Genomic DNA, 20,390 nt, shown 5'->3' with positions numbered 1-20,390 from the left:
GTCAGTGCTCCGGCAAGGTCTTCAGAAAAATTGAGGCCGCCTGTGTGTAGGCGAGCGGCTGTTCAAGGCAGGGGATATGGCCGCAGCTGCCGATGGTGACGAAGCGGCTGGCGGGAATGAGGTCCGCCAGCGACTTGACCAGCGCGGGCGGGGTCGAGCCGTCCTCATCACCCGCCACACACAGTGTCGGAACAGCGATGCGGCCTGCCTCTTTCGTGAAATCCGCATCACGAATGGCGGCGCAGGTGCCGCTGTAACCGGCTTCCGGCTGTTGCGACAGCATGTTACGCGCGCCGTTATAGTCGGCATTATCCGGCCGGCGGAAGGCGGGTGTGAACCAGCGCTCCATGACAGGATCGACCAGCGAGGCAAGGCCGTCAGCGGCGATCTTGTCGATGCGGGCATTCCACATCTCGGCCGTGCCGATCCTGTGGGCAGTGTTGCTGAGCACGAGGGCACGGACGAGATCGGGGCGTCGGGCATAAACACCCTGGGCGATCAGACCACCGACCGACAATCCCCAGATGATCGCACTCTTGACGCCGAGATGATCGAGCAGGTCGATCAGGTCGCCGGCATGATCATATATCGAATAGGGCGCGTGCCCGACATCGGAAAGCCCGTGGCCGCGCTTGTCGTGCAGGATGAAGGCATAATCATCGCCAAGCGTTTCGATCACCGCATCCCAGATGCGGAAGTCGGTGCCAAGCGAATTGATGAAGGCGATGACCGGCTTGCCGCTTTCCAATCCGTGCGCACGGTAATGGATCGCGTTTTCGCCACAGCGCAGAAAATGCATGATGTGCTCCTCCTGCCAAGGATATTGCAAGCGCGTTCCGGTTAAGTAAAATGACATTATCGATGAAAATCATAACCCATGGATTATATGAGCGATGGTCGATCAACGTATAAAGTTCCGGCACCTGCAAACCTTCGTGGAGGTGGCGCGCCAGAAAAGCGTCATCCGCGCCTCGGAAATCCTGCATGTCAGCCAGCCGGCGGTGACGAAGACGATCCGTGAGCTGGAAGATATTCTCGGTGTCTCGCTGTTCGACCGCGAGGGACGCGGCATCCGCATCAGCCGTTATGGCGAGGTATTCCTGCGCCATGCGGGCGCGACGATGACGGCGCTACGGCAGGCGGTCGATTCGGTTTCGCAGGAGGCGGCGCGCGCCGGTCCTCCCGTCAGGGTCGGCGCCCTGCCGACTGTTTCCGTCCGGATCATGCCGAAGGCGATGGCGGGGTTTCTCGCGGAAAAGACCGGCAGCCCGGTCAAGATCGTCACCGGTGAAAACGCCGTGCTTCTGGAGCAGTTACGTGTCGGCGATCTGGACCTCGTTGTCGGACGTCTGGCCGCGCCGCAGAAAATGACGGGCTTTTCCTTCGAGCACCTCTATTCCGAAAAAGTGCGTTTCGTGGTGCGCGCCGGCCACCCGCTGCTCGCTCAAGGCGTTTCGATTTTCGACCGGCTTCACGAGTTTCCCGTGCTGATGCCGACACGGCAATCCGTCATCGGCCCCATCGTTGAGCAGTTCCTGATCGCCAATGGCGTGCCGGCCCTGCCGATCCGCATCGAGACGGTATCGGATGCTTTCGGCCGGGCGTATCTGCGCACCAGCGATGCCGTCTGGATCATTTCGGAAGGTGTGATCGCGGCCGATGTGGCTGATGGCATTCTGGCGATCCTGCCGGTTGATACCGGTGATACCAGCGGCCCGGTCGGTCTGACGGTCAGGGCCGATACCCAGCCGTCATTGCCGCTGTCGCTGCTGATGCAGGCCATCCGCGAGACCGCGAGTGAGTTGCTGGACCCGAAATCGGAGGCGGCCTCCTGAGAAGCAAGCAAAGGCTGATGACAAAGTCCGAGCAATCCCTCTCCGTCATTCCGGCCTTGAGCCGGAATCCAGCCACGGCGCGTCTGCGCCGTGAAAAGAGTCTTCCGCGATCAAGGAGTTGATCGCGCTGGACCCCGGATCAGGTCCGGGGTGACGGAGACGGAAATGCTACAGATTAACAAGCTGCCCTGTCTTATGCGGCTTTGTCGGCCTGGGTCTCCTAATAAGGAAGCCCGACATAATTTTCCGCAAGTGCTGTGGAAGCGGCACGGGAGTGGACGAGATAATCCAGTTCCGCTTCCTGAATGCGCTGGCCGAAGTCGCCGGTATCTGGGAAACGATGCATCATCGTCGTCATCCACCAGGAAAAACGGACGGCCTTCCACACACGGGAGAGCGCCTTCTGCGAATAGGAATCGATGCCCGCCTCTGACCCTTCGCCGTAAAATTCGATCAGCGCTTCGCTCAGATAATGCACGTCGCTGGCGGCAAGGTTGAGGCCCTTTGCGCCTGTCGGCGGCACGATATGGGCGGCATCGCCGGCCAGAAACAGCCGCCCGAAACGCATCGGTTCGCAGACAAAGGACCGAAGCGGCGCGATGGATTTTTCAAACGAGGGTCCCGTTACCAGGGCATCGGCATGGTTCTCCGGCAGGCGGCGGCGGATTTCATCCCAGAACCGTTCGTCGCTCCAGTCCTCCGGCCGGTCTTCCAGCGAACATTGCAGGTAATAACGGCTGCGGGTGTGCGAGCGCATGGAACAGAGTGCAAAACCGCGCGGATGGTTGGCATAGATGAGTTCGTGGCTGACGGGCGGCACTTCCGCCAGAATGCCGAGCCAGCCGAAAGGATAGACCTTCTCGAATTCCTTGATCGCGCCCTCAGGCACCGATTTGCGGCTGACGCCGTGGAAACCATCGCAGCCGGCAATAAAATCACAATCGATCCGGTGGGTTACGCCGTCTTTCTCATAGGTGACATAGGGGCTGGCGCCATCGAAATCATGCGGCTCGACATTCGCTGCCTCATAGATCGTCGAGAGCCCGGCCTTTTCGCGCACATCCATCAGGTCATGCGTCACCTCCGTCTGGCCGTAGACCATCACGCGTTTGCCGCCGGTCAGGTCGAAGAGGTCCACACGGTGGTCTCGCCCGTCGAAGGTCAGCGAAAAACCATCATGCGGCAGGCCCTCCCTGTGCAGGCGTTTATCAGCGCCAACCTTTTCCAGAAGGTGCACCGTGTCTTCTTCCAGCACACCGGCGCGGACGCGGCCGAGGATATAATCCTTGCCGGCGCGGTCGAGAATGACGGTGTCGATGCCCTCATTGGCAAGCAGCTGGCCAAGAAGCAGACCCGAGGGGCCGGAGCCGATGATAACGACTTTCGTGCGCATGGTTTGTTTCCTCCTAAAATGATCTCCCAACAGCAAATTGACCAAGGCGGCTCACAAGCTCAATGGACTTTCTGATCTGTAAATTGCACAATTCGACCATGGTGAGGGAAGGCGTGGTGATATGCGGGTTGCGGCCAATGAAGGATTATATGGCGAGGAGGCGGCACAAGGCACTGATTTCCGCTTTCATTGCGAGACGCTTTTTTCGCGAAGCAGCCTGCATCGTTTCGAAATCGGTCTTCATCGCCATTCGGCGTTTCTGCAAATCTTGTACATTTGGGGCGGCGAGGGCGATGCGCTGCTGGACGGCCGCATCGAGGCCATCCGCCCGCCGGTGGCCATTGTCGTGCCGCCGGGTTTCGAACACGGCTTTCGGTTTTCGCGTGATATTGGCGGGGTGATCGTCACGGTGCTGCCCGGTGCCCTTCCCGCATCCGTGCAGGCGCTGCTGCTCCGAAATTTCCAGCAGCCGGTCCTGTTGCCATTACAGGGCTTCACGGATGGCGATCGGCTGCGCAGCGGCTTCGAACATATTTCCGGGGAATATGAGGCTCGCGAAATCGGCCGCGACGCCATGATCGAAGGCCAGCTGGCCTCCGTCGTCACGCTTCTGGCGCGGGCGATGCGGCCCCTGATGGAAAGCTCTGGTGAAGGGCTTGCGGAGCGGCGCTTCGAATTATTGCTGTCGCTGATCGCCCGGCATATTCGCGAGCCGCGCAAGGCGGAGTTTTATGCGCAGAAGCTCGGCCTTTCCGAGACGCATCTCAACCGCCTCGTCCGTTCCGTTTGTGGCCTCAGCCTGCAACGGCTCGTCGCCAGGCGCCAGATCGAGATCGCCCAGCAGGAGCTGATCTTTACGGTCTCCACCGTGCAGATGATCGCGGAAGGTCTCGGTTTCGCCGATCCGGCCTATTTCAATCGCTTTTTCAAGCGGGAAACCGGCATGACGCCCCGCGCCTGGCGGCTTGCGGAGCAGCGGAAAATGGGGGATTCCGGCATGCGGCAGATGCTGCCTCAGACAAGCATTCTTCCCAGCTCCCGCTGAACGGCGAGAAGTGCTGGCAGATAACGTTCCACCAGATCGTCCATCGAGGCGACGGAGGCGGCAAGCCCGACATTGAGCGCTGCGACCGTCTGCCCGCGCACGGTTTTTACCGGCACGGCGATGGAACGGAGGCCGACCTCCACCTCCTGATCAATCAGGGCATAACCGCGATTGCCGGTCGCCTCGATTTCGGCAAGCAGGGCATCCACGGCAATGATCGTCTTTTCCGTGCGCGCCACTAGCCTCGAGTTTTCCAGAACCTCGCGCTGCCGCTCCGGCGTTTGAACCGAGAGCAGAACGCGGCCCATCGACGTGCAGTAGGCGGGCAGGCGCGAACCGGGCATGAGCGCGATGGACATGACCCGCTGCTGGGCGGCGCGCGCCACATAGACGATTTCAGTTTCATCCAGAATGGAGACGGAGGTGCTCTGGCCGATCTCTTCCGACAGACGATCCAGCAGCGGCTGGACGATGCGCGGCAGCGGCATGGTGGCGAGGCAGCCGGTGCCGAGCCGCAGAACCTTGGGTGTCACGGTGAAGAACTTGCCGTCATAGGCGGCGTATCCGAGTTCCGAAAGTGTCAGCAGGCAGCGCCGCGTGGTGGCGCGGTCAAGGCCCGCGATGTCAGCCGCATCGGAAATGGAGAGGCGCGGACGCTCGGCGCTGAAAGCCTCGATGACCTTCAATCCCTTGGCGAGACCGCCCATCATGTCTCTTTCATTGACGGCCATGTCGCGGCTCCGTTTGTGCGATATACGAACAAAAATCATATAGCGCACAAAATCCTTGCCGTCGAGCCGGTTTCGGATTTACCTCTGGGGCCACGCAGCCTTGGCGGTCCCATCCGTTCGGCTGGATGGAGGAGTGATATGGACAAGACAATCAACAGCGCGACTGATGCCATTTCAGGCATCGGCGATGGCGCGACGGTGATGATCGGCGGTTTTGGCGGCTCCGGCGCGCCCATCGAGCTGATCCACGCGCTGATCGACAAGTGCCCGAAGAACCTGACGGTGATCAACAACAATGCGGGTAATGGCCGCATCGGCATCGCCGCGATGATCGATGCGGGCATGGTCAGGAAGATGATCTGCTCGTTCCCGCGTTCATCCGATCCGCGCGCCTTCACCGACAGATATCTGGCTGGCGAGATTGAGCTGGAACTTGTGCCGCAGGGCACGCTCGCCGAGCGTATCCGTGCCGGCGGTGCCGGCATTCCGGCGTTTTACACCCCGACCGCCTTCGGCACCGAGCTTGCCAATGGCAAGCCCATCGCCGAGTTCGACGGCCGCTCTTACGTGCAGGAACGCTGGTTGAAGGCGGATTTCGCCATCGTCAAGGCCGAGCTCGGCGATACCTATGGCAACCTCACCTACAACAAGGCGGGCCGCAATTTTAACCCGCTGATGTGCATGGCCGCGAAAACCACCATCGCCCAGGTTTCGAAGATCGTCGCTGCCGGTGAGATCGACCCCGAGCATGTCGTCACCCCCGGCATCTTCGTCAACGGCGTCGTGGAAATCCCCGATCCGCAGCAGGAAGAAGTTCTCATTCGCGCGGGAGTAGCCTACGCATGACCCAGACCATCGACACACGCGAAGACATCAAGCTTTCCAACGCCCAGATCGCCTGGCGCGCGGCGCAGGACATTGAGGACGGCGCTTACGTCAATCTCGGCATCGGCTTTCCCGAAATGGTGGCGCGGTACCAGCCGCCCGGCCGTCAGGCCATTTTCCACACCGAAAACGGCATCCTGAATTTCGGTGAGGCGCCGCCGGAAGGCGAGGAAGACTGGAACCTCATCAATGCCGGCAAGAAAGCCGTGACGCTGAAACCCGGCGCTTCCTTCTTCCACCATGCCGACAGCTTCGCCATGGTGCGCGGCGGGCATCTGGATGTGGCGATCCTTGGGGCTTATCAGGTGGCGCAGAACGGCGATCTCGCCAATTGGCGCGTCGGCTCCAAGGGCGTGCCGGCCGTCGGCGGCGCCATGGATCTGGTGCATGGCGCAAAGCAGGTTTTCGTCATCACCGAACATGTGACCAAGAACGGCGAACCTAAGCTCGTTGAAAAATGCGCCTTTCCGCTGACCGGCGTCGGCTGCATCACCCGCATCTATACCAGCCATGCGGTGATCGACGTGGTGGATGGCCGCTTTGTGCTGCGCGAAAAACTGGCGGCGATGAGCTTCGATGAATTGCAGGCCATGACCGGCGCGCCTCTCCATATCGATGGCGAAGTCGCCGATCTTGTCGCCCCGGAACTGTGAGGAAAAACCGATGACCGATGCATTCATCTGCGACTATATCCGCACGCCGATTGGCCGTTTTGGCGGCGCGCTTTCCTCCGTGCGGGCCGATGACCTCGGCGCGGTGCCGCTGAAGGCGCTTGTCGAGCGCAACCCCTCCGTCGATTGGGAGGCAGTCGAGGACGTGATCTTCGGCTGCGCCAATCAGGCGGGCGAGGATAACCGCAACGTCGCGCGCATGTCGCTGCTGCTGGCCGGCCTGCCGGTTTCTGTCACCGGAACCACCATCAACCGGCTATGTGGCTCGGGCATGGATTCCGTCATTGCCGCTGCCCGCGCCATCAAATCGGGCGAGGCGGAGCTGATGATTGCCGGCGGCGTCGAAAGCATGAGCCGTGCACCCTTCGTCCTGCCGAAGGCGGAAAGCGCCTTTTCGCGCAATGCCGAAATCTACGACACCACCATCGGCTGGCGTTTCGTCAACCCGCTGATGAAGGCGCAATATGGCGTCGATTCGATGCCGGAGACCGGCGATAACGTCGCCGTTGACTATCAGGTCTCCCGAGAGGATCAGGACGCCTTTGCCGTTCGCAGCCAGCAAAAGGCTGCCGACGCGCAGGCAAATGGCCGCCTCGACAGGGAAATCGTCCCCGTGACGATCCCGCAGCGCAAGGGCGATCCGCTGTTGGTGTCGAAAGACGAACATCCGCGCGCCACCAGCCTCGAATCGCTGGCAAAGCTGAAGCCGGTGAACAAGCGCGATGGCGCGACCGTGACGGCGGGCAATGCATCGGGCGTCAATGACGGGGCGGCTGCTCTCATCATCGCTTCGGCTGAAGCCGCGAAGAAATACGGCCTGACGCCGATTGCCCGCATTCTCGGCGGGGCAACTGCCGGCGTTCCGCCGCGCGTGATGGGCATCGGCCCGGCTCCAGCCTCGGCCAAGCTCCTGGCGCGGCTTGGTCTGAAACAGGAACAGCTTGACGTGATCGAGCTGAACGAAGCTTTCGCCAGCCAGGGTCTCGCAACGCTTCGCCAACTAGGCATTGCCGATGACGATGCGCGGGTGAATGCGAACGGCGGCGCGATTGCACTCGGCCATCCGCTCGGCATGTCCGGTGCCCGCATTGCCGGCACCGCAGCGCTGGAGCTTTCGCTGACCGGCAAGCGTTATGCGCTTTCCACCATGTGCATCGGCGTCGGGCAGGGCATCGCCGTGGCGCTGGAGCGGGTCTGATAGGTCGGCGGCATTCGGCCATCGTGACAACGGTTCGAATGCCGCTGCCGCCACGTCTTCACCTATGTCGGCAGGTGCTCAAGAACTCCACGCAGGACTTTCTCGCATTGGGTCCATCCCAACTCCCTCATTCCTGTGCTTGTCACAGGAATCCAGCCGACGCGCGTCTGCGCGGCGAGAGGGGCCTTTTCAGCCCAAAGACTTGGGCTGCCCTCATCTCTGTGACAGGCACAGAGATGAGGGCAGCAACGGCATTCTAAAAAAGCCGATTTCGCAAATGCTGCGCCCGCCTGACATTCACGTCCAAAGTCTTCCCTGACGAAATCCTCCGGCACATGTTGGATTCCATCATCATTCGTGACATGTTTTGCGAGATATGAAAGAAATCTTTCCGCACTAAGGGTGCCCCCATGAAACGTCCGACCATCACAGATGTTGCGACAACCGCCGGCGTCAGCGTCGCAACCGTTGACCGTGTGCTGAACGGTCGCCTGCCGGTGCGGGAGGAAACCTCGCGGCGGGTGTTTGAGGCGGCGGAAAAGATCGGCTTTCATGCCACCAACATCATCCGCCAGCGCATGATGGCCGATCTGCCGTCCTACAATCTCGGCATCATTCTGCGGAAAGAACGGCACTCCTTTTACCAGACATTTGCCGATGAGCTGGAGCTTGCTGTGCGCAACGTCAGGGATCGCCATCTGAACCTGCGCATTGAATTCGCGCAGTCTGGCGAGCCGAGCGAGCTTGCCGCGCTTCTCACCGGCATGAAAGGCCGCGTCCATGCGGTTGCCGCCACCGGGCCTGATCATCATGATGTCACGGCCGCCGTTGAGGCTTTGAAGGCGAAGGGTATTCCCACCTTTTCGCTGCTTTCCGACTTCGCGCAGGGCGTGCGGGAAGCTTACCTTGGCGCAAATAACATGAAGGTCGGACGCACGGCGGCCTGGATGATCTCGCGGCTGGCGCGCAGCAAGGGCAAGGTGCTTCTGTTGCTCGGCGGCCACCGTTTCCACGGCCATTCGCTGCGGGAAACCGGTTTTCGCAGCTATATCAGGGAATACGCGCCAGAGTTCGAGGTGATGGACGCGCTGATCACGCTGGAAACGCGGCGGCTGACCTATGAGCTGGTCATGGACACCATCGCCAAACACCAGGATCTCGTCGGCATCTATTGCATCGGCGGCGGCATGGAAGGCGTGATCGAGGCCCTGCAGCAGGAAAACCGCCAGGAAACCATCGTCTGCCTCGTCAACGAGTTGACGCCGGAATCCCGGCAGGCCTTGCTGGAACGGCGCATTACCGGCGTGTTCCAGACACCGCTTCGCGAATTATGCGCGGACCTCGTTGCAACCATGGTTCACACCATCGAACACGGCATGGCGGAAACGCCGGGGCAGAGATTTGTGCCCGCCCATCTGTGGGTTCCTGAAAGCCTTTGATGGTTTGATAGATTCCATCATAAATGCAACGTCTCTTTCTATCAACTATGATGGTTTTGCCCCTCGAAGACGCGTTGACGCCGGCCCCGGACTAGGACCATGTTGCCGGCATGTGGAGCGGGCAGGAGGCTGATCCACGACAATAATGATGTTTCAAGGTTGCCAAACGCCGCAGATCTCCATCTTCGGCGACCGGTATTCCTTTGCCGGCGATCGGCTGTGGTGCGGTGCGCGCAGAGCCTTGTGGCCGGTGTTTTTCAAGAGTTTCGGAGGAGGACGACATGAAAAGACATTTTGCGATTGCGGCTTTGGCCACCTTGCTGGCGACCACGGCGTCGGCCCAGACCATCGGCGTTTCGATGGCCCTGTTCGACGACAATTTCCTGACCGTGCTGCGCAACGGCATGATCGACTATTCCAAGGACATGAATGGCGTCTCGCTGCAGATCGAGGATGCCCAGAACGATGTCGGCAAACAATTGAGCCAGGTGCAGAATTTCGTTGCCGCGGGCGTCGACGCCATCATCGTCAATCCCGTGGATACGGATGCGACCGTGGCGCTTTCGCAGGCGGCCGCCAAGGCCGGCATTCCGCTGGTTTACGTCAATCGCCAGCCGGTCAATCTCGATAGCCTGCCGGACAAGCAGGCCTTCGTCGCTTCCGATGAAAAACAGTCGGGAACCTTGCAGACGCAGGAAGTATGCCGGCTTTTGAAGGCTGCTGGCAAGACGGAAGCCAGGGCCGTGGTGATGATGGGCGAACTTTCCAACCAGGCGGCCCGCATGCGCACGCAGGATATCAAGGATGTCGTCGCCACGCCGGATTGCAGCTTCATCAAGCTCGTCGAAGAACAATCCGCCAACTGGTCGCGCACGCAGGGGTCGGACCTGATGACCAACTGGCTCTCGGCCGGCGTTGAGTTCGACGCGGTGATTTCCAACAATGACGAGATGGCGATCGGCGCGATCCAGTCGCTGAAGGCGGCCGGCAGGCCGATGGATGGCGTCATCATTGCGGGTATCGACGCGACGCAGGACGCACTTGCCGCGATGGCAGCGGGCGAACTGGATGTCAGCGTGTTCCAGAATGCCGCCGGTCAGGGCAAGGGCGCGGTGGATGCAGCGCTGAAACTCGCAAAGGGGGAGACGATCGACAAGAAGGTCTTCGTGCCCTTCGAGCTCGTCACGCCCGCCAACCTTAAGGATTATCAAGCGAAGAACTGAGGCCCGCATTCACTGGGAATGCCGGCAATAAACCAGGGCCGCTCGTGAAAAAGCCGGCCAAAGGCCGCGGTCTCTTCTCCCGGACCGCGGCCCACCCTTTCCATAACGAGCTCAACAGATACCGACGACAAGGAAGTGTAAATGCGCATCGCCATCGACCCGTTCATGCACCGCCATCTCAGCCTCGAAGCTCTTCCCGCCAAGGTGCGCGAACTCGGCTACGACTGGATCGAGCTCAGCCCGCGCGCCGATTTCCTCGAATGGTTCAAGGCGCCACGCGTGTTTCCCGAAAGGATCCGCTCGTTCAAGAAGGCGCTGGCGGCTGAAAACGTCAAGATCGCCTCGCTGCTGCCGATGTATCGCTGGGCCTCCAATGACGAGACCGAACGCCAGGCGGCGGTGAAACACTGGAAACGCGCCATCGAGATCGCCGTTGAACTGGAGGTCGACACGATGAACTCCGAATTCGGCCGTGGCCCGCATCCCGACAAGGGGTCATGTTATTGCTGCCACACCGGCTCGATGATCGAGGCCTGCGAGGATGCCTGGTGGCGCTCCATGGAGGAATTGGTGCCGATCTTCGAGCGCGAAAATATCAATCTGCATGTCGAGCCGCATCCGGAAGACTGGTGCGAGACGTTGCAACCGGCGCTCGACATCATCCGCACCGTCAATTCGAAGAATGTGAAGTTCCTCTATTGCGCGCCGCATACCTTCTATTTCGGTGATGACACCAAGGCGATGCTGCGCGAGGCGAAGGATGTGCTCGCCCATGTGCATGTGGGTGATACTTTCAACCACAAGGCCAGCTCCGGGCTTCGTTACATTCTCAACCCGCCCGGCACGCAGGCGCGGGTGCACCAGCACTTGAACATAGGCCAGGGCGAGGTGCCGTGGGACGATTTCTTCGGCACGCTCGCGGAAATCGGCTTCGACGGCATCATGACCTCCTGCGTCTTCGCCTGGGAGGACAGGCCTGATGAATCGGGCAAGTTCATGTGTGCCGAGATCAACAACTACATCGAAAAATACCGCAAGTGAGGTTTTTCCCATGACTGTGAGAATTGGTGTCATCGGCACCGGCGCGATTGGCCGTGACCATGCCCGCCGCATAAACAAGGTCCTCGGAGGCGCAAAGGTCGTGGCGCTGAGTGACGTCAACCCCGCATCCGCCGAGGCGGTGAGGAACGATATCGCCCCGGATGCCGTCATCTTCACTGCCGGCGAGGAACTGATCGCATCGCCGGATGTGGATGCGGTGCTGGTCACCTCCTGGGGTGCGACGCATGAGCAATATGTGCTGGCCGCCATTGCGGCCGGAAAGCCCTGCTTCTGCGAAAAGCCGCTGGCGACAACGGCGGAAGGGGCAAAACGCATCGTTGACGCCGAGGTGGCGCAGGGCAAGCAGCTGGTTCAGGTCGGCTTCATGCGCCGTTATGACGCCGGTTATGTGGCGCTGAAACAGGCTGTCGATACCAAGATCGGCGCGCCGATCATGGTGCACGCCGCTCATCGTAATCCAACCGTTCCGGAACAATATGTCACTCCGATGGCGATCCACGACACGATGATCCACGAGATCGACGTTCTGCGCTGGCTGCTAAACGATGACTATGTTTCGGCGCGCGTTCTCTTCCCCCGTTCGGCGGCGAGAAGCCATGCAAGGCTGAAGGACCCGCAGATCGTCATTCTGGAGACCGCCAAGGGCACGATCATCGACGTCGAGATTTTCGTAAACTGCCATTATGGTTATGATATCCAGTGCCAGGTGGTCGGAGAAGACGGCATTGCCAGCCTGCCGGAACCCATGTCCGTCCAGACGCGGCTTGGCGCCAAGCTGCAGAACGATATCCTCACCGACTGGAAAGACCGCTTCATCGCCAGCTATGATGTGGAGTTGCAGGATTTCATCCATGCGGCGGCGAAGGGGACGGCATCGGGACCTAACTCCTGGGACGGCTACGTCGCCGCCATCACCTCCGACGCCTGCGTCGCCGCGCAGGAAACCGGGGGTGCTGCGGTCGCCATCGACCTTCCCGCGCGTCCCGCCCTTTATCAGTGAGGATCTCATGCGTTTTGCCATCAATCACATCACCGCGCCAAAACTCTCCCTCGAAGACTTCTTCGCGACAGCCCGCAATCTCGGCCTGACCGAAGTCGAAATCCGTAACGATCTGCCTGATATCGTCGGCACGGTGGACCCGGCGGCCGTGAAAGCGGCGGCCGAAAAGGCGGGCGTGACGATCATCTCGATCAACGCGCTTTATCCCTTCAACGTCTGGTCGGGCGACCTGCCCGCGCGGGCCGTTGCCATGGCTGATTATGCCGCGGCAAGCGGCGCGAAGGCGCTCGTCATGTGCCCGCTTAACGACGGCACGGCAGTCTCATTCGATGATCTCGTGGCCGCGCTGAAGGCCATGAAGCCGATCCTTGAGGAACGCGGGCTGACCGGCCTTGTCGAACCGCTCGGCTTCCCGGTCTCGTCGCTGCGCACCAAGGCGGAGGCCATCAAGGCCATCGACGCGGCAGGCGGCGGTGATGTCTACAGGCTGGTGCACGACACCTTCCACCATCATCTTGCGGGAGAAACGGAGTTCTTCCCGGAACGCACGGGCCTCGTTCACATTTCAGGCGTGGTTGATCCGACCGTCTCCGTCGCCGACATGCTGGACGCCCACCGTGTTCTGGTGGATGGTGGCGACCGGTTGGAGAATATCGCGCAGATAAGGACGCTTGAAGCGGCGGGATATGATGGCCCCTATAGCTTCGAGCCTTTCGCGACGGAAGTTCACGAGCTGGAAGACCCGGTGGTTGCCGTCAAGGATAGCATCGGGCATATCTCCCAGGCGTTATGACCGCCTTGCCGTTCGCGGTGAACCGCGGGCGGCGCTGCCACTTAAAGACAAACGGTCGGCAAAAAACACAGAGAAATCAATTCCGCTTTTACGGATGATGCTGTAGTCTTCCAGCGATAAAACAGAGCATCAATCAGGCTCGGGTATTCTTGAAATCAACTGCTTTGCGCCGGTTTCTTGCCCGCCCTATCCTTAGAAGAGTGGTTGAATTTCCCTTATATGAAAATAGACAGGAAAACGACGCTTAAGGATGTGGCGCGGGAGGCGAATGTTTCGCTGAGCACGGCTTCGCACGCCATCAACGGCACGGCAACCTTGACCACGCAGGTTCGCGAGCGGGTGCTGGAGGCGGCGCGGGCGCTTGGTTATCTTGAAAGCCGCCGGCAGAAGGCGACCATCGCCACCTTGCGCGTCGTGCTTCTCGCCATGACCAATGACGCTGCGCCGCAGAGCGATCTCAACATGGTCAGCTGGACGATGCTGAACGGCTTCCGGCGTGAATGCGAGCGGCGTGGTATTCGCATCGTTCCTTATGTCAGCACGACGAGCAGGCTTGATCCTGTTGCTGTGGCTGGGGCGGCGGATGCCGACAATGTTGATGGTATCGTGGTCCTGAACGATGACAGGCCGCAACTGGTTGAGGCGCTTTCGGCGCTTGGCAGACCGGTGGTGCTGATCAACGGCGAGGACCCGGCCATGATCGTCGATACGGTGACGGCGGAAAACCGTTTTGGCGCGCGTCTCGGCATCGAGCACCTGCTTTCCCTCGGTCATCGCAATATTCTGCACATCACCTGGAAGGGCCGCACGACGATCCGCCGCCGTTACGATGGCTATAGTGACGCGTTTCTGGCAGCTGGATTTCCGGTGCCCGCCGACATGGTGGTCGAGGTGGAAAGCTATGAGCCGGAATGGGGAGAAGCCGCCATTCGTCGTTTGCTGACCGAGGAGCGTCCGCTCAGAAACGCCACGGCGATTTTCTGCGCTGCCGACAATCTGGCGCTTGGCTGCCTGAAAGCCCTGACGGAAGCCGGAATCCGGGTGCCCGATGACGTATCCGTGCTGGGTTTCGACGACATCATGCCGGCTGCCTTCAGCGCACCGCCGCTCAGCACCATTCAATTGCCCGCCGACAGGCTTGGCGGTGCGGCACTTTCCCTGCTGGAGCAGCGGCTTGTCGCCGCCGATCCAACCCGGCCTGCGCACAGGCTGGAACTCGGCTGTCGCCTTGTGCTGAGAGGCAGCATCGCGCCGCCGCCGAAGTAGCTGCCTTGCCGCTCAGTCTGGTGGCAGAATGTCTTTGGACAGCTAAATTTCCACCCGTCATTCCGGCCTTGAGCCGGAATCCAGCCGACGCGCGTCTGCGCGGCGGAGAGGGTCCGTTCAGCCCAAGGACTTGGGCCGGCTGGATACCGGCTCAAGGCCGGTATGACGGGGTGAGGGTGGCGCCCTACAATGTCGGCAACCGTTGATGGGCTGTAAGGCAAAGCGCCCCACGCACCGCCGTCACTTCATCCCGGTCCCAGCAATTCCCGTCGTGATGTAACGCTGCAGGAACAGGAATACGACGGTGACTGGCGCCAGGCTGAGGAAGGTCATGGCGAGGATATAGTGCCATTGCACCGAGAACTCGCCCTGGAAGGCGTTCAGCCCCACCTGCAGCGTGAAGTTTTCACGGCTGCTGAGAACGATCAGCGGCCAGAGGAAGTCGTTCCAGCGCCAGAGCACCGAGAAGATGGCGAGAACCGCGAGCGCCGGTGCTGTCAGCGGCAGGATGATGCGCCAGAAGATACGGAATTCGCTGGCCGCATCGACACGCGCGGCCTCGATCAGCTCGTCGGGAATGGTCAGCATATATTGCCGGAGCAGAAACACGCCGGTCGGCGTCGCGACCGTCGGGATGATGACGCCCCAGAGATTGTCCACGAGGCCGACGCCGACGATGACCAGATAGGCCGGCACCATGACGACGGTGAGCGGGATCATCAGGGTGGAGATGATCAGCACAAAAATCGCCTTTTCGCCGCGAAAGCGGTATTTCGAGAGCGCGAAGGCGGCCATGGCGTTGACGATCAGCGTCAGAACTGTCGCGACGAAGGTGACGAAGACCGAGTTCTTGAGGAAGGTCAGGAAGCTGAAGCGGGTGAGCGGATCGGTGAAGTTCTCGGTTGCGATCGTCAGTTTCTGAACGGGTGATATTTCCCGCGTGTCGACGCTGACCGGCGGGCCGGGATTGGCCGGATCCACCATCTGCGCTTTCAGGCCGACGCGGCGAACCATGGCCATTTCCCGCTCCACATCATCGATGGTGGCTTTCCACAGGCTGAGCGGCCTGTCGTAACCCTGCACCTCCACCTGCACGGCGGCGCGTGGCAGCAGGCTCGGCGGAAATCGTGTGATCTCGGCTTCGGGCTTCAGCGAGGACATGGCGGCCCACACCACGGGGATGAGCACCGCCAGCGTGCCGCCGATGAGCCAGACCCAGGACAGGACATCGGTAAGACCGATCCTGCCGGGGCGGCGGGTGCGCGTCAGGAACGCGGCTGCGTTGAGATTGCCGGACATGATCAGGACTCCATTTTTTTGCCGAGGCGCAATTGCACGAGCGTCAGCGCCAGAAGCACAAGGCCCATGAGAACCGATGCGGCCGAGGCGAGGCCGAAGAGCCTTAGATCGCTGCCGAATGCCATCTGGTAGATATATTGCACCACGAATGTATTGGCCGTGCCCGGCCCGCCGCCATTGGTCAAAACCCACGCTTCATCAAAGATTTGCACGGAACGGATCATCAGAAGGATCAAAACGACCAGCAGGTTGGGGCCAAGCAGCGGCAGGGTGATGCGAAACAGGGTGCGCCGTGGTGAGGCGGCATCGATTGCGGCGGCTTCATAGAGGTCCTTGGGGATGGCCTGAAGGCCGGCCAGCAGGATGAGCGTGTAAAAACCCATGTGGAACCAGACCGACACGACGACGACGAAGAAGCGCGACCAGCCGACATCCAGCAGGAAGATTTCCGGCGGCACGCCGAGCATCTGCAGAAAGGCGTTCAGCAGGCCGTTGCGGTCGAGGAACCATTTCCAGATGAGGCCGATGACAACAGGCGACAGCAGGACGGGATAAAAGAACATGGCGCGGAAGAAGCCGCGCGCGGCAATCGCCCGGTTGAGAATGAGGGCCGTGACCAGTGCGACGAACAGCGTGGCAACGACGTTGAAGCCGACAAACCACAGCGTGTTCCAGATCGCGGTCCAGAACAGAGATTCCCGGCAGCTGCCGGGGTCCATATAGCTCTGGCAATCGAGCAGCTTGCCGAAATTCTCAAGACCGACAAAGGGGCGGTCGCTGATCAGGAGTTCGGTGCCACCGGTAAAGGCGTAACCGACGGCGATCGCAATCGGCAGGAAGGTGAAGATGCCGAACAGGACGAGGTTCGGCATCAGGAACAGATAGGGCATGCGCTTTTTGCCGATCAGCCGCTCGATGAGGTTGAGCGGCACCTCGACGATGGCCATCACGGCATCGAGCGCGCGGTCGGACAGTCTCGCGATTTTCGGGCTGGCCATGCTAGCCTCTCCCCTGGCTGGTGAGACGCGGTAGCGCCAGTTCAGTGGCGGGGTCGAAGAGATGCACCCGTTCGCGCGCCGGCATGATCGTCAGAACCGAGCCGGAATCGGGCGCGAAATGGCCAGCCTGGTGCACGATGATCTGGTCTTTCTGGCCCTGAATATTGCCGTAGAGATAGGTCTCGGTGCCGAGGCTTTCGTGATATTGCACCTCGAAGGGCAGGCCGGCATTGTCCGTGATGGTAAAATGCGAAGGGCGAATGCCCGCCAGAACCGCCTGTCCGGGGGTAACGGCTGCCGGATCGACGAGGCAGGGCAGGGAGACGCCGTAGCCGGCGTCGATGGCGATGCTGCCGTCCTCGCCCTTGGTGATGGTGCCCTTCAGCATGTTCATGCGCGGCGAGCCGAGGAAGCCCGCGACGAAGAGATTGCGTGGATTGTCGAAAAGCTCAAGCGGGCTGCCCACCTGTTCGATACGCCCGGCCCGCAGCACCACGATCTTGTCGGCCATGGTCATGGCTTCCACCTGATCGTGGGTAACATAGATCATCGTCGTCTTGATATCGCGGTGCAGGCGGGTGATTTCGGCGCGGGTCTGGACGCGCAGCGCCGCATCGAGGTTCGACAGCGGCTCGTCGAACAGGAAGATGTCAGGCTCGCGCACGATGGCGCGGCCGATGGCGACGCGCTGACGCTGGCCACCGGAAAGCTGTTTCGGCTTGCGGTCGAGATAGGGTTCGATGGCGAGCATCCGCGCCGCCTCGTTGATGCGGCTTTCGATTTCCGCCCGCTTGAAACGCAGGTTTTCCAGACCGAAGGCAAGGTTCTTGCGCACGCTCATATGCGGATAAAGTGCGTAGGACTGAAAGACCATGGCGATCTTGCGCTCGGCCGGCGACAGCGCGCTGACATCGCGCCCGCCAATGCCGATGGTGCCTGACGTGACATCCTCAAGGCCGGCGATGATGCGCAGCAGCGTCGACTTTCCGCAGCCCGAGGGGCCGACGAAAACGACGAACTCGCCGTTCTCGATCTGAAGATCGATATCATGCAGCACATGAACGGCGCCGAATGCCTTGTTGAGATTTTCCAGTTTCAGACTTCCCATCACCTGCTCCCTTCGGACAAGTTCGTCATCGCGACGATCTCTTGTTTATTCCAGCCCTCGGGCAAGGGCGTCGTTCTTTTAATGGCGACATCGCGTGCCGCAAATCCTTCCACGCCGGCAAGATAGACCGCCGGCATTCCACCGGGATAATCCTCCATTCCGACGATCCTGCCTTCGGCATCCCGCGTCCAGGCATTGGCGCGGCCGGCGGCATCGGGGCTTGGAGCAATATCGGCATTGGTGGGGCGCAGATCATATTGCAGACCGGTTCCGAGCTTGCCGGGCTGCTGCGACAGCGTGATGCGCTCCAGCCTGACATTGTGGATACCGGCCTTCGATGTGGCGACGAGATTGACCGCGCCTTCCATCGAACCGCTCAAGTCTTCAACGACCAGATTGTCGACGCTGCCGGCCTGACGCTCGGGGCGGCGGTCGACGACTGTGACGGTCACAGCCTCGCCGGAGCCCCAGAAGCCGCCCGGCGTTTCGTGGCATTCGGTCTCGATCCGTGAAAAGCGGATATTGCGCATGGCACCGCCATCGCGGGAAAACAGGCCGATGCCGCGATTGGACTCGACGATCTTGCAATCCTCGAACACCACATTGGTGAAATCGCCGAAGGATTCCGTGCCGAGTTTCAGGGCGCAGCTGACGCTGGAAACGGTGCAGCGGCGAACTGTGATGTCATCGCAGACACCGACCGCTTTGCCGTCCGGCCCGGCGCTGGTCTTCAGGCAGATGCCGTCATCGGCGGTGGAGATGAAGCAATCCTCGATCAGCGCACGCCGGCAGGCATCAAGCACGATGCCGTCGGTGTTGGGCAGGCGGCGGTCGTTTTCGATGCGCAGATTGCGGAAATGAAGGTCTTCGCAATCGACTATGTGCAGCGTCCACATCGGCGAACCACTGACGGAGAGGTTTTCGAGGCGCACGTTGCGGCAGGACTCCAGCACCATTACGCGCGGTCGCCTTGCGGCCGGGATATAGGTTCCCATGGCCTCGTCATCGCCTGTGATGAAGTTCTCGCCGCCGGCCTCGATGCGGCCGGGGCCGGTGACGGCGATATCACTCGCCCCCTTGGCGATGATCATGCCACGGTTGGACTCCTCGGCGATCACCGAAACCGTTGTATGGGCATAGGCCTCATAGTCGGGGGCAAGCGCAAGCACCGCGCCTTCCGCAAGATGCAGTTCCACGCCGTTCTTGAGCACCAGGCCGCCGCTGACATGGCGACCGGCCGAAAGCGACACGCGACCGCCGCCGGCTGCCGAGACCGTATCGATCGCCCGCTGGATGTCGGCCGTGGCATCACTGCCATCGGCCGTGATGGTGATATCTGATTGCGCGCTCATGATACCTGCGGCCTTTTCAGGAACACGTCGATCAGCAACAGCATCGTCAGCGCCTGCCCGTAGGGCGTCGGCAGATTGGGAATGCGGCGGTAGAAGTCGAGATTGTGGCCCATGGGCGTGCCGTCGGAAACACCGTGGACGACGCCTTCATCGTCGATATTGCCCAGTACCGCCTTCAACGCGCGTTCCGCATGCGGCCGGTTTTCTTCGCCGAGAATGCCGGCCTCGATGCCGCGCAGTATGCCATAGGCGATGCCCGCCGTGGCTGACGTTTCCACCGGTGAGGTCGGATCGTCGAGAAGTGTGTGGAACATGCCGTCGTCGCGCTGGTATTTCCGCAGCGACCGCACCTGACTTGCCAGCACGTTGGCGAGGAAACGCCTGTCCTTTTCAGAGAGTGTCGGCACGAGTTCGAAGAGTTCGGGGATCGCGACGGTGATCCAGGAATTGCCGCGCGCCCAGAAAGCGTCGGCGAAGTTGTGGCGTCCATTGAAGGTCCAACCATGATACCACAGGCCGGTGACGCGATCGGAGAGGTAGCGCGTATGCACCATGAACTGGTAGACCGCCTCGTCGATCCAGTCCTGGCGTTTGCAGACGACACCGGCGCGGGCGAGGAACAGGCATGCCATGAACAGCGTGTCGTCCCAGAGTTCGCCCTCGTTCAGCCGCTCCTTGACGACGTGCTGGAAGCCGCCATCCTCGGTTTTCGGCAATTCATGCACCAGCCAGTCGGCCCAGTCCTCCACCAGCGCCCGGAAATCCGGCCGGTCGACATGTTCCGTCAGGATGACAAGCGGCAGCATGGGGGCGGAGCTGTTGATCTGGCGCGGCGGCAGGCCACGCTCGATCTGCCAGCTATACCATGTCACGAGGTCATCGAGCGCCTTTTCGTCGTTGGCGGCCAGCGCGCGGCGCAGGAAGCCGTAAAGGCCGACACCTACTTCCCAATCCCATTCGTCGAACTGGATCTTGCCGTCGGAACTGCCGCTCGCCAGGCCTTCCTGAATGCCCTTGAGGCGGCTGAAGGCGGCGGCGACATTGTCGATCGTCGTCCTGAGAGTGTCTTTTTCCATGCTTGGCTGGTTCATC

General features: G+C 61.0%; 19 protein-coding genes. 11 read left to right on the top strand and 8 right to left on the bottom strand.

Translation table 11 applies throughout. The features are described from left to right. Nucleotide 1: 1 nt before the first annotated feature. Nucleotides 2–799 carry a 3-oxoadipate enol-lactonase gene (gene pcaD, locus OK142_RS15890; protein WP_313610258.1) on the bottom strand — a complete coding sequence of 266 codons (798 nt, stop codon included), beginning with the start codon at nucleotides 797–799 and terminating at the stop codon, nucleotides 2–4. Between the two features lie 94 nt (nucleotides 800–893). Between pcaD and pcaQ the strand changes: the two genes are divergently transcribed. Further along, complete coding sequence (pcaQ, locus tag OK142_RS15885) at nucleotides 894–1,835, top strand: pca operon transcription factor PcaQ (protein WP_313610260.1); 942 nt, start codon at nucleotides 894–896, stop codon at nucleotides 1,833–1,835. 220 nt (nucleotides 1,836–2,055) lie between these two features. On the opposite strand, the gene pobA is transcribed toward pcaQ, so the two are convergent. After that, entirely contained in the window at nucleotides 2,056–3,228 is a 1,173-nt protein-coding gene (pobA, locus tag OK142_RS15880; protein WP_498683822.1) for a 4-hydroxybenzoate 3-monooxygenase, read from the bottom strand. 121 nt (nucleotides 3,229–3,349) lie between these two features. Here pobA and OK142_RS15875 point away from each other — a divergent pair, with 121 nt between their 5' ends. Further along, entirely contained in the window at nucleotides 3,350–4,273 is a 924-nt protein-coding gene (locus OK142_RS15875) for a helix-turn-helix domain-containing protein (protein ID WP_498683820.1), read from the top strand. On the opposite strand, the gene OK142_RS15870 is transcribed toward OK142_RS15875, so the two are convergent. After that, entirely contained in the window at nucleotides 4,243–5,004 is a 762-nt protein-coding gene (locus OK142_RS15870) for an IclR family transcriptional regulator (RefSeq protein ID WP_498683819.1), read from the bottom strand. The two genes, OK142_RS15875 and OK142_RS15870, sit on opposite strands and share 31 nt — an antisense overlap. 138 nt (nucleotides 5,005–5,142) lie before the next feature. Here OK142_RS15870 and OK142_RS15865 point away from each other — a divergent pair, with 138 nt between their 5' ends. The 9 genes from OK142_RS15865 (at nucleotide 5,143) to OK142_RS15825 (ending at nucleotide 14,541) form a co-directional block, all read left to right on the top strand. Then, nucleotides 5,143–5,850 (top strand): 3-oxoacid CoA-transferase subunit A, encoded by a 708-nt coding sequence (locus OK142_RS15865; protein ID WP_498683818.1) that lies wholly within the window; start codon nucleotides 5,143–5,145, stop codon nucleotides 5,848–5,850. Continuing rightward, nucleotides 5,847–6,542 (top strand): CoA transferase subunit B, encoded by a 696-nt coding sequence (locus OK142_RS15860; RefSeq protein WP_082184838.1) that lies wholly within the window; start codon nucleotides 5,847–5,849, stop codon nucleotides 6,540–6,542. Before OK142_RS15865 ends, OK142_RS15860 begins: the two co-directional genes overlap by 4 nt. Nucleotides 6,543–6,552: 10 nt before the next feature. Beyond that, nucleotides 6,553–7,758, top strand: coding sequence for a 3-oxoadipyl-CoA thiolase (gene pcaF, locus OK142_RS15855; protein WP_498683816.1), 1,206 nt, complete (start codon nucleotides 6,553–6,555; stop codon nucleotides 7,756–7,758). 410 nt (nucleotides 7,759–8,168) lie between these two features. Then, complete coding sequence (locus OK142_RS15850; protein WP_498683814.1) at nucleotides 8,169–9,197, top strand: LacI family DNA-binding transcriptional regulator; 1,029 nt, start codon at nucleotides 8,169–8,171, stop codon at nucleotides 9,195–9,197. 281 nt (nucleotides 9,198–9,478) lie between these two features. After that, a complete protein-coding gene (locus OK142_RS15845; RefSeq protein WP_498683811.1) occupies nucleotides 9,479–10,420 on the top strand; it encodes a sugar ABC transporter substrate-binding protein in 942 nt (313 codons plus the stop codon). 141 nt (nucleotides 10,421–10,561) lie between these two features. Further along, on the top strand, nucleotides 10,562–11,461 hold the full coding sequence (locus tag OK142_RS15840; RefSeq protein WP_498683809.1) for a sugar phosphate isomerase/epimerase family protein: 900 nt from the start codon (nucleotides 10,562–10,564) through the stop codon (nucleotides 11,459–11,461). A 10-nt stretch (nucleotides 11,462–11,471) separates the two neighbouring features. Continuing rightward, nucleotides 11,472–12,482 (top strand): Gfo/Idh/MocA family protein, encoded by a 1,011-nt coding sequence (locus tag OK142_RS15835; RefSeq protein ID WP_498683808.1) that lies wholly within the window; start codon nucleotides 11,472–11,474, stop codon nucleotides 12,480–12,482. A 7-nt stretch (nucleotides 12,483–12,489) separates the two neighbouring features. After that, on the top strand, nucleotides 12,490–13,275 hold the full coding sequence (locus OK142_RS15830) for a TIM barrel protein (protein ID WP_498683807.1): 786 nt from the start codon (nucleotides 12,490–12,492) through the stop codon (nucleotides 13,273–13,275). 219 nt (nucleotides 13,276–13,494) lie between these two features. Then, on the top strand, nucleotides 13,495–14,541 hold the full coding sequence (locus tag OK142_RS15825) for a LacI family DNA-binding transcriptional regulator (protein ID WP_498683805.1): 1,047 nt from the start codon (nucleotides 13,495–13,497) through the stop codon (nucleotides 14,539–14,541). Nucleotides 14,542–14,781: 240 nt separating this feature from the next. On the opposite strand, the gene OK142_RS15820 is transcribed toward OK142_RS15825, so the two are convergent. The 5 genes from OK142_RS15820 to bglB are packed head-to-tail and all read right to left on the bottom strand — an operon-like array spanning nucleotide 14,782 to nucleotide 20,389. Further along, on the bottom strand, nucleotides 14,782–15,840 hold the full coding sequence (locus OK142_RS15820; protein WP_137039676.1) for a carbohydrate ABC transporter permease: 1,059 nt from the start codon (nucleotides 15,838–15,840) through the stop codon (nucleotides 14,782–14,784). A gap of 2 nt (nucleotides 15,841–15,842) precedes the next feature. Next, entirely contained in the window at nucleotides 15,843–16,838 is a 996-nt protein-coding gene (locus tag OK142_RS15815; protein WP_003499272.1) for a carbohydrate ABC transporter permease, read from the bottom strand. A gap of 1 nt (nucleotide 16,839) precedes the next feature. Beyond that, a complete protein-coding gene (locus OK142_RS15810) occupies nucleotides 16,840–17,946 on the bottom strand; it encodes an ABC transporter ATP-binding protein (protein ID WP_498683802.1) in 1,107 nt (368 codons plus the stop codon). Then, nucleotides 17,946–19,298 (bottom strand): polygalacturonase PglB, encoded by a 1,353-nt coding sequence (pglB, locus tag OK142_RS15805; protein ID WP_498683800.1) that lies wholly within the window; start codon nucleotides 19,296–19,298, stop codon nucleotides 17,946–17,948. The genes OK142_RS15810 and pglB overlap by 1 nt, the downstream gene beginning before the upstream one ends. Then, on the bottom strand, nucleotides 19,295–20,389 hold the full coding sequence (bglB, locus tag OK142_RS15800; RefSeq protein WP_498683798.1) for a beta-galactosidase BglB: 1,095 nt from the start codon (nucleotides 20,387–20,389) through the stop codon (nucleotides 19,295–19,297). The genes pglB and bglB overlap by 4 nt, the downstream gene beginning before the upstream one ends. Nucleotide 20,390: the final 1 nt, after the last annotated feature.

The organism is Agrobacterium sp. BT-220-3, assembly GCF_025910175.1.
Lineage (GTDB): Bacteria > Pseudomonadota > Alphaproteobacteria > Rhizobiales > Rhizobiaceae > Agrobacterium > Agrobacterium oryzihabitans.
Note: the sequence above shows the minus strand (reverse complement) of the source record. Positions and strands in the feature narration are given on the sequence as shown.

Excerpts from the sequence above, each read along its gene's own strand:
- pcaD (WP_313610258.1), bottom strand. The coding sequence starts at position 799 with ATGCATTTTCTGCGCTGTGGCGAAAACGCGATCCATTACCGTGCGCAC.
- pcaQ (WP_313610260.1), top strand. The coding sequence starts at position 894 with ATGGTCGATCAACGTATAAAGTTCCGGCACCTGCAAACCTTCGTGGAG.
- pobA (WP_498683822.1), bottom strand. The coding sequence starts at position 3,228 with ATGCGCACGAAAGTCGTTATCATCGGCTCCGGCCCCTCGGGTCTGCTT.
- OK142_RS15875 (WP_498683820.1), top strand. The coding sequence starts at position 3,350 with ATGCGGGTTGCGGCCAATGAAGGATTATATGGCGAGGAGGCGGCACAA.
- OK142_RS15870 (WP_498683819.1), bottom strand. The coding sequence starts at position 5,004 with ATGGCCGTCAATGAAAGAGACATGATGGGCGGTCTCGCCAAGGGATTG.
- OK142_RS15865 (WP_498683818.1), top strand. The coding sequence starts at position 5,143 with ATGGACAAGACAATCAACAGCGCGACTGATGCCATTTCAGGCATCGGC.
- OK142_RS15860 (WP_082184838.1), top strand. The coding sequence starts at position 5,847 with ATGACCCAGACCATCGACACACGCGAAGACATCAAGCTTTCCAACGCC.
- pcaF (WP_498683816.1), top strand. The coding sequence starts at position 6,553 with ATGACCGATGCATTCATCTGCGACTATATCCGCACGCCGATTGGCCGT.
- OK142_RS15850 (WP_498683814.1), top strand. The coding sequence starts at position 8,169 with ATGAAACGTCCGACCATCACAGATGTTGCGACAACCGCCGGCGTCAGC.
- OK142_RS15845 (WP_498683811.1), top strand. The coding sequence starts at position 9,479 with ATGAAAAGACATTTTGCGATTGCGGCTTTGGCCACCTTGCTGGCGACC.
- OK142_RS15840 (WP_498683809.1), top strand. The coding sequence starts at position 10,562 with ATGCGCATCGCCATCGACCCGTTCATGCACCGCCATCTCAGCCTCGAA.
- OK142_RS15835 (WP_498683808.1), top strand. The coding sequence starts at position 11,472 with ATGACTGTGAGAATTGGTGTCATCGGCACCGGCGCGATTGGCCGTGAC.
- OK142_RS15830 (WP_498683807.1), top strand. The coding sequence starts at position 12,490 with ATGCGTTTTGCCATCAATCACATCACCGCGCCAAAACTCTCCCTCGAA.
- OK142_RS15825 (WP_498683805.1), top strand. The coding sequence starts at position 13,495 with ATGAAAATAGACAGGAAAACGACGCTTAAGGATGTGGCGCGGGAGGCG.
- OK142_RS15820 (WP_137039676.1), bottom strand. The coding sequence starts at position 15,840 with ATGTCCGGCAATCTCAACGCAGCCGCGTTCCTGACGCGCACCCGCCGC.
- OK142_RS15815 (WP_003499272.1), bottom strand. The coding sequence starts at position 16,838 with ATGGCCAGCCCGAAAATCGCGAGACTGTCCGACCGCGCGCTCGATGCC.
- OK142_RS15810 (WP_498683802.1), bottom strand. The coding sequence starts at position 17,946 with ATGGGAAGTCTGAAACTGGAAAATCTCAACAAGGCATTCGGCGCCGTT.
- pglB (WP_498683800.1), bottom strand. The coding sequence starts at position 19,298 with ATGAGCGCGCAATCAGATATCACCATCACGGCCGATGGCAGTGATGCC.
- bglB (WP_498683798.1), bottom strand. The coding sequence starts at position 20,389 with ATGAACCAGCCAAGCATGGAAAAAGACACTCTCAGGACGACGATCGAC.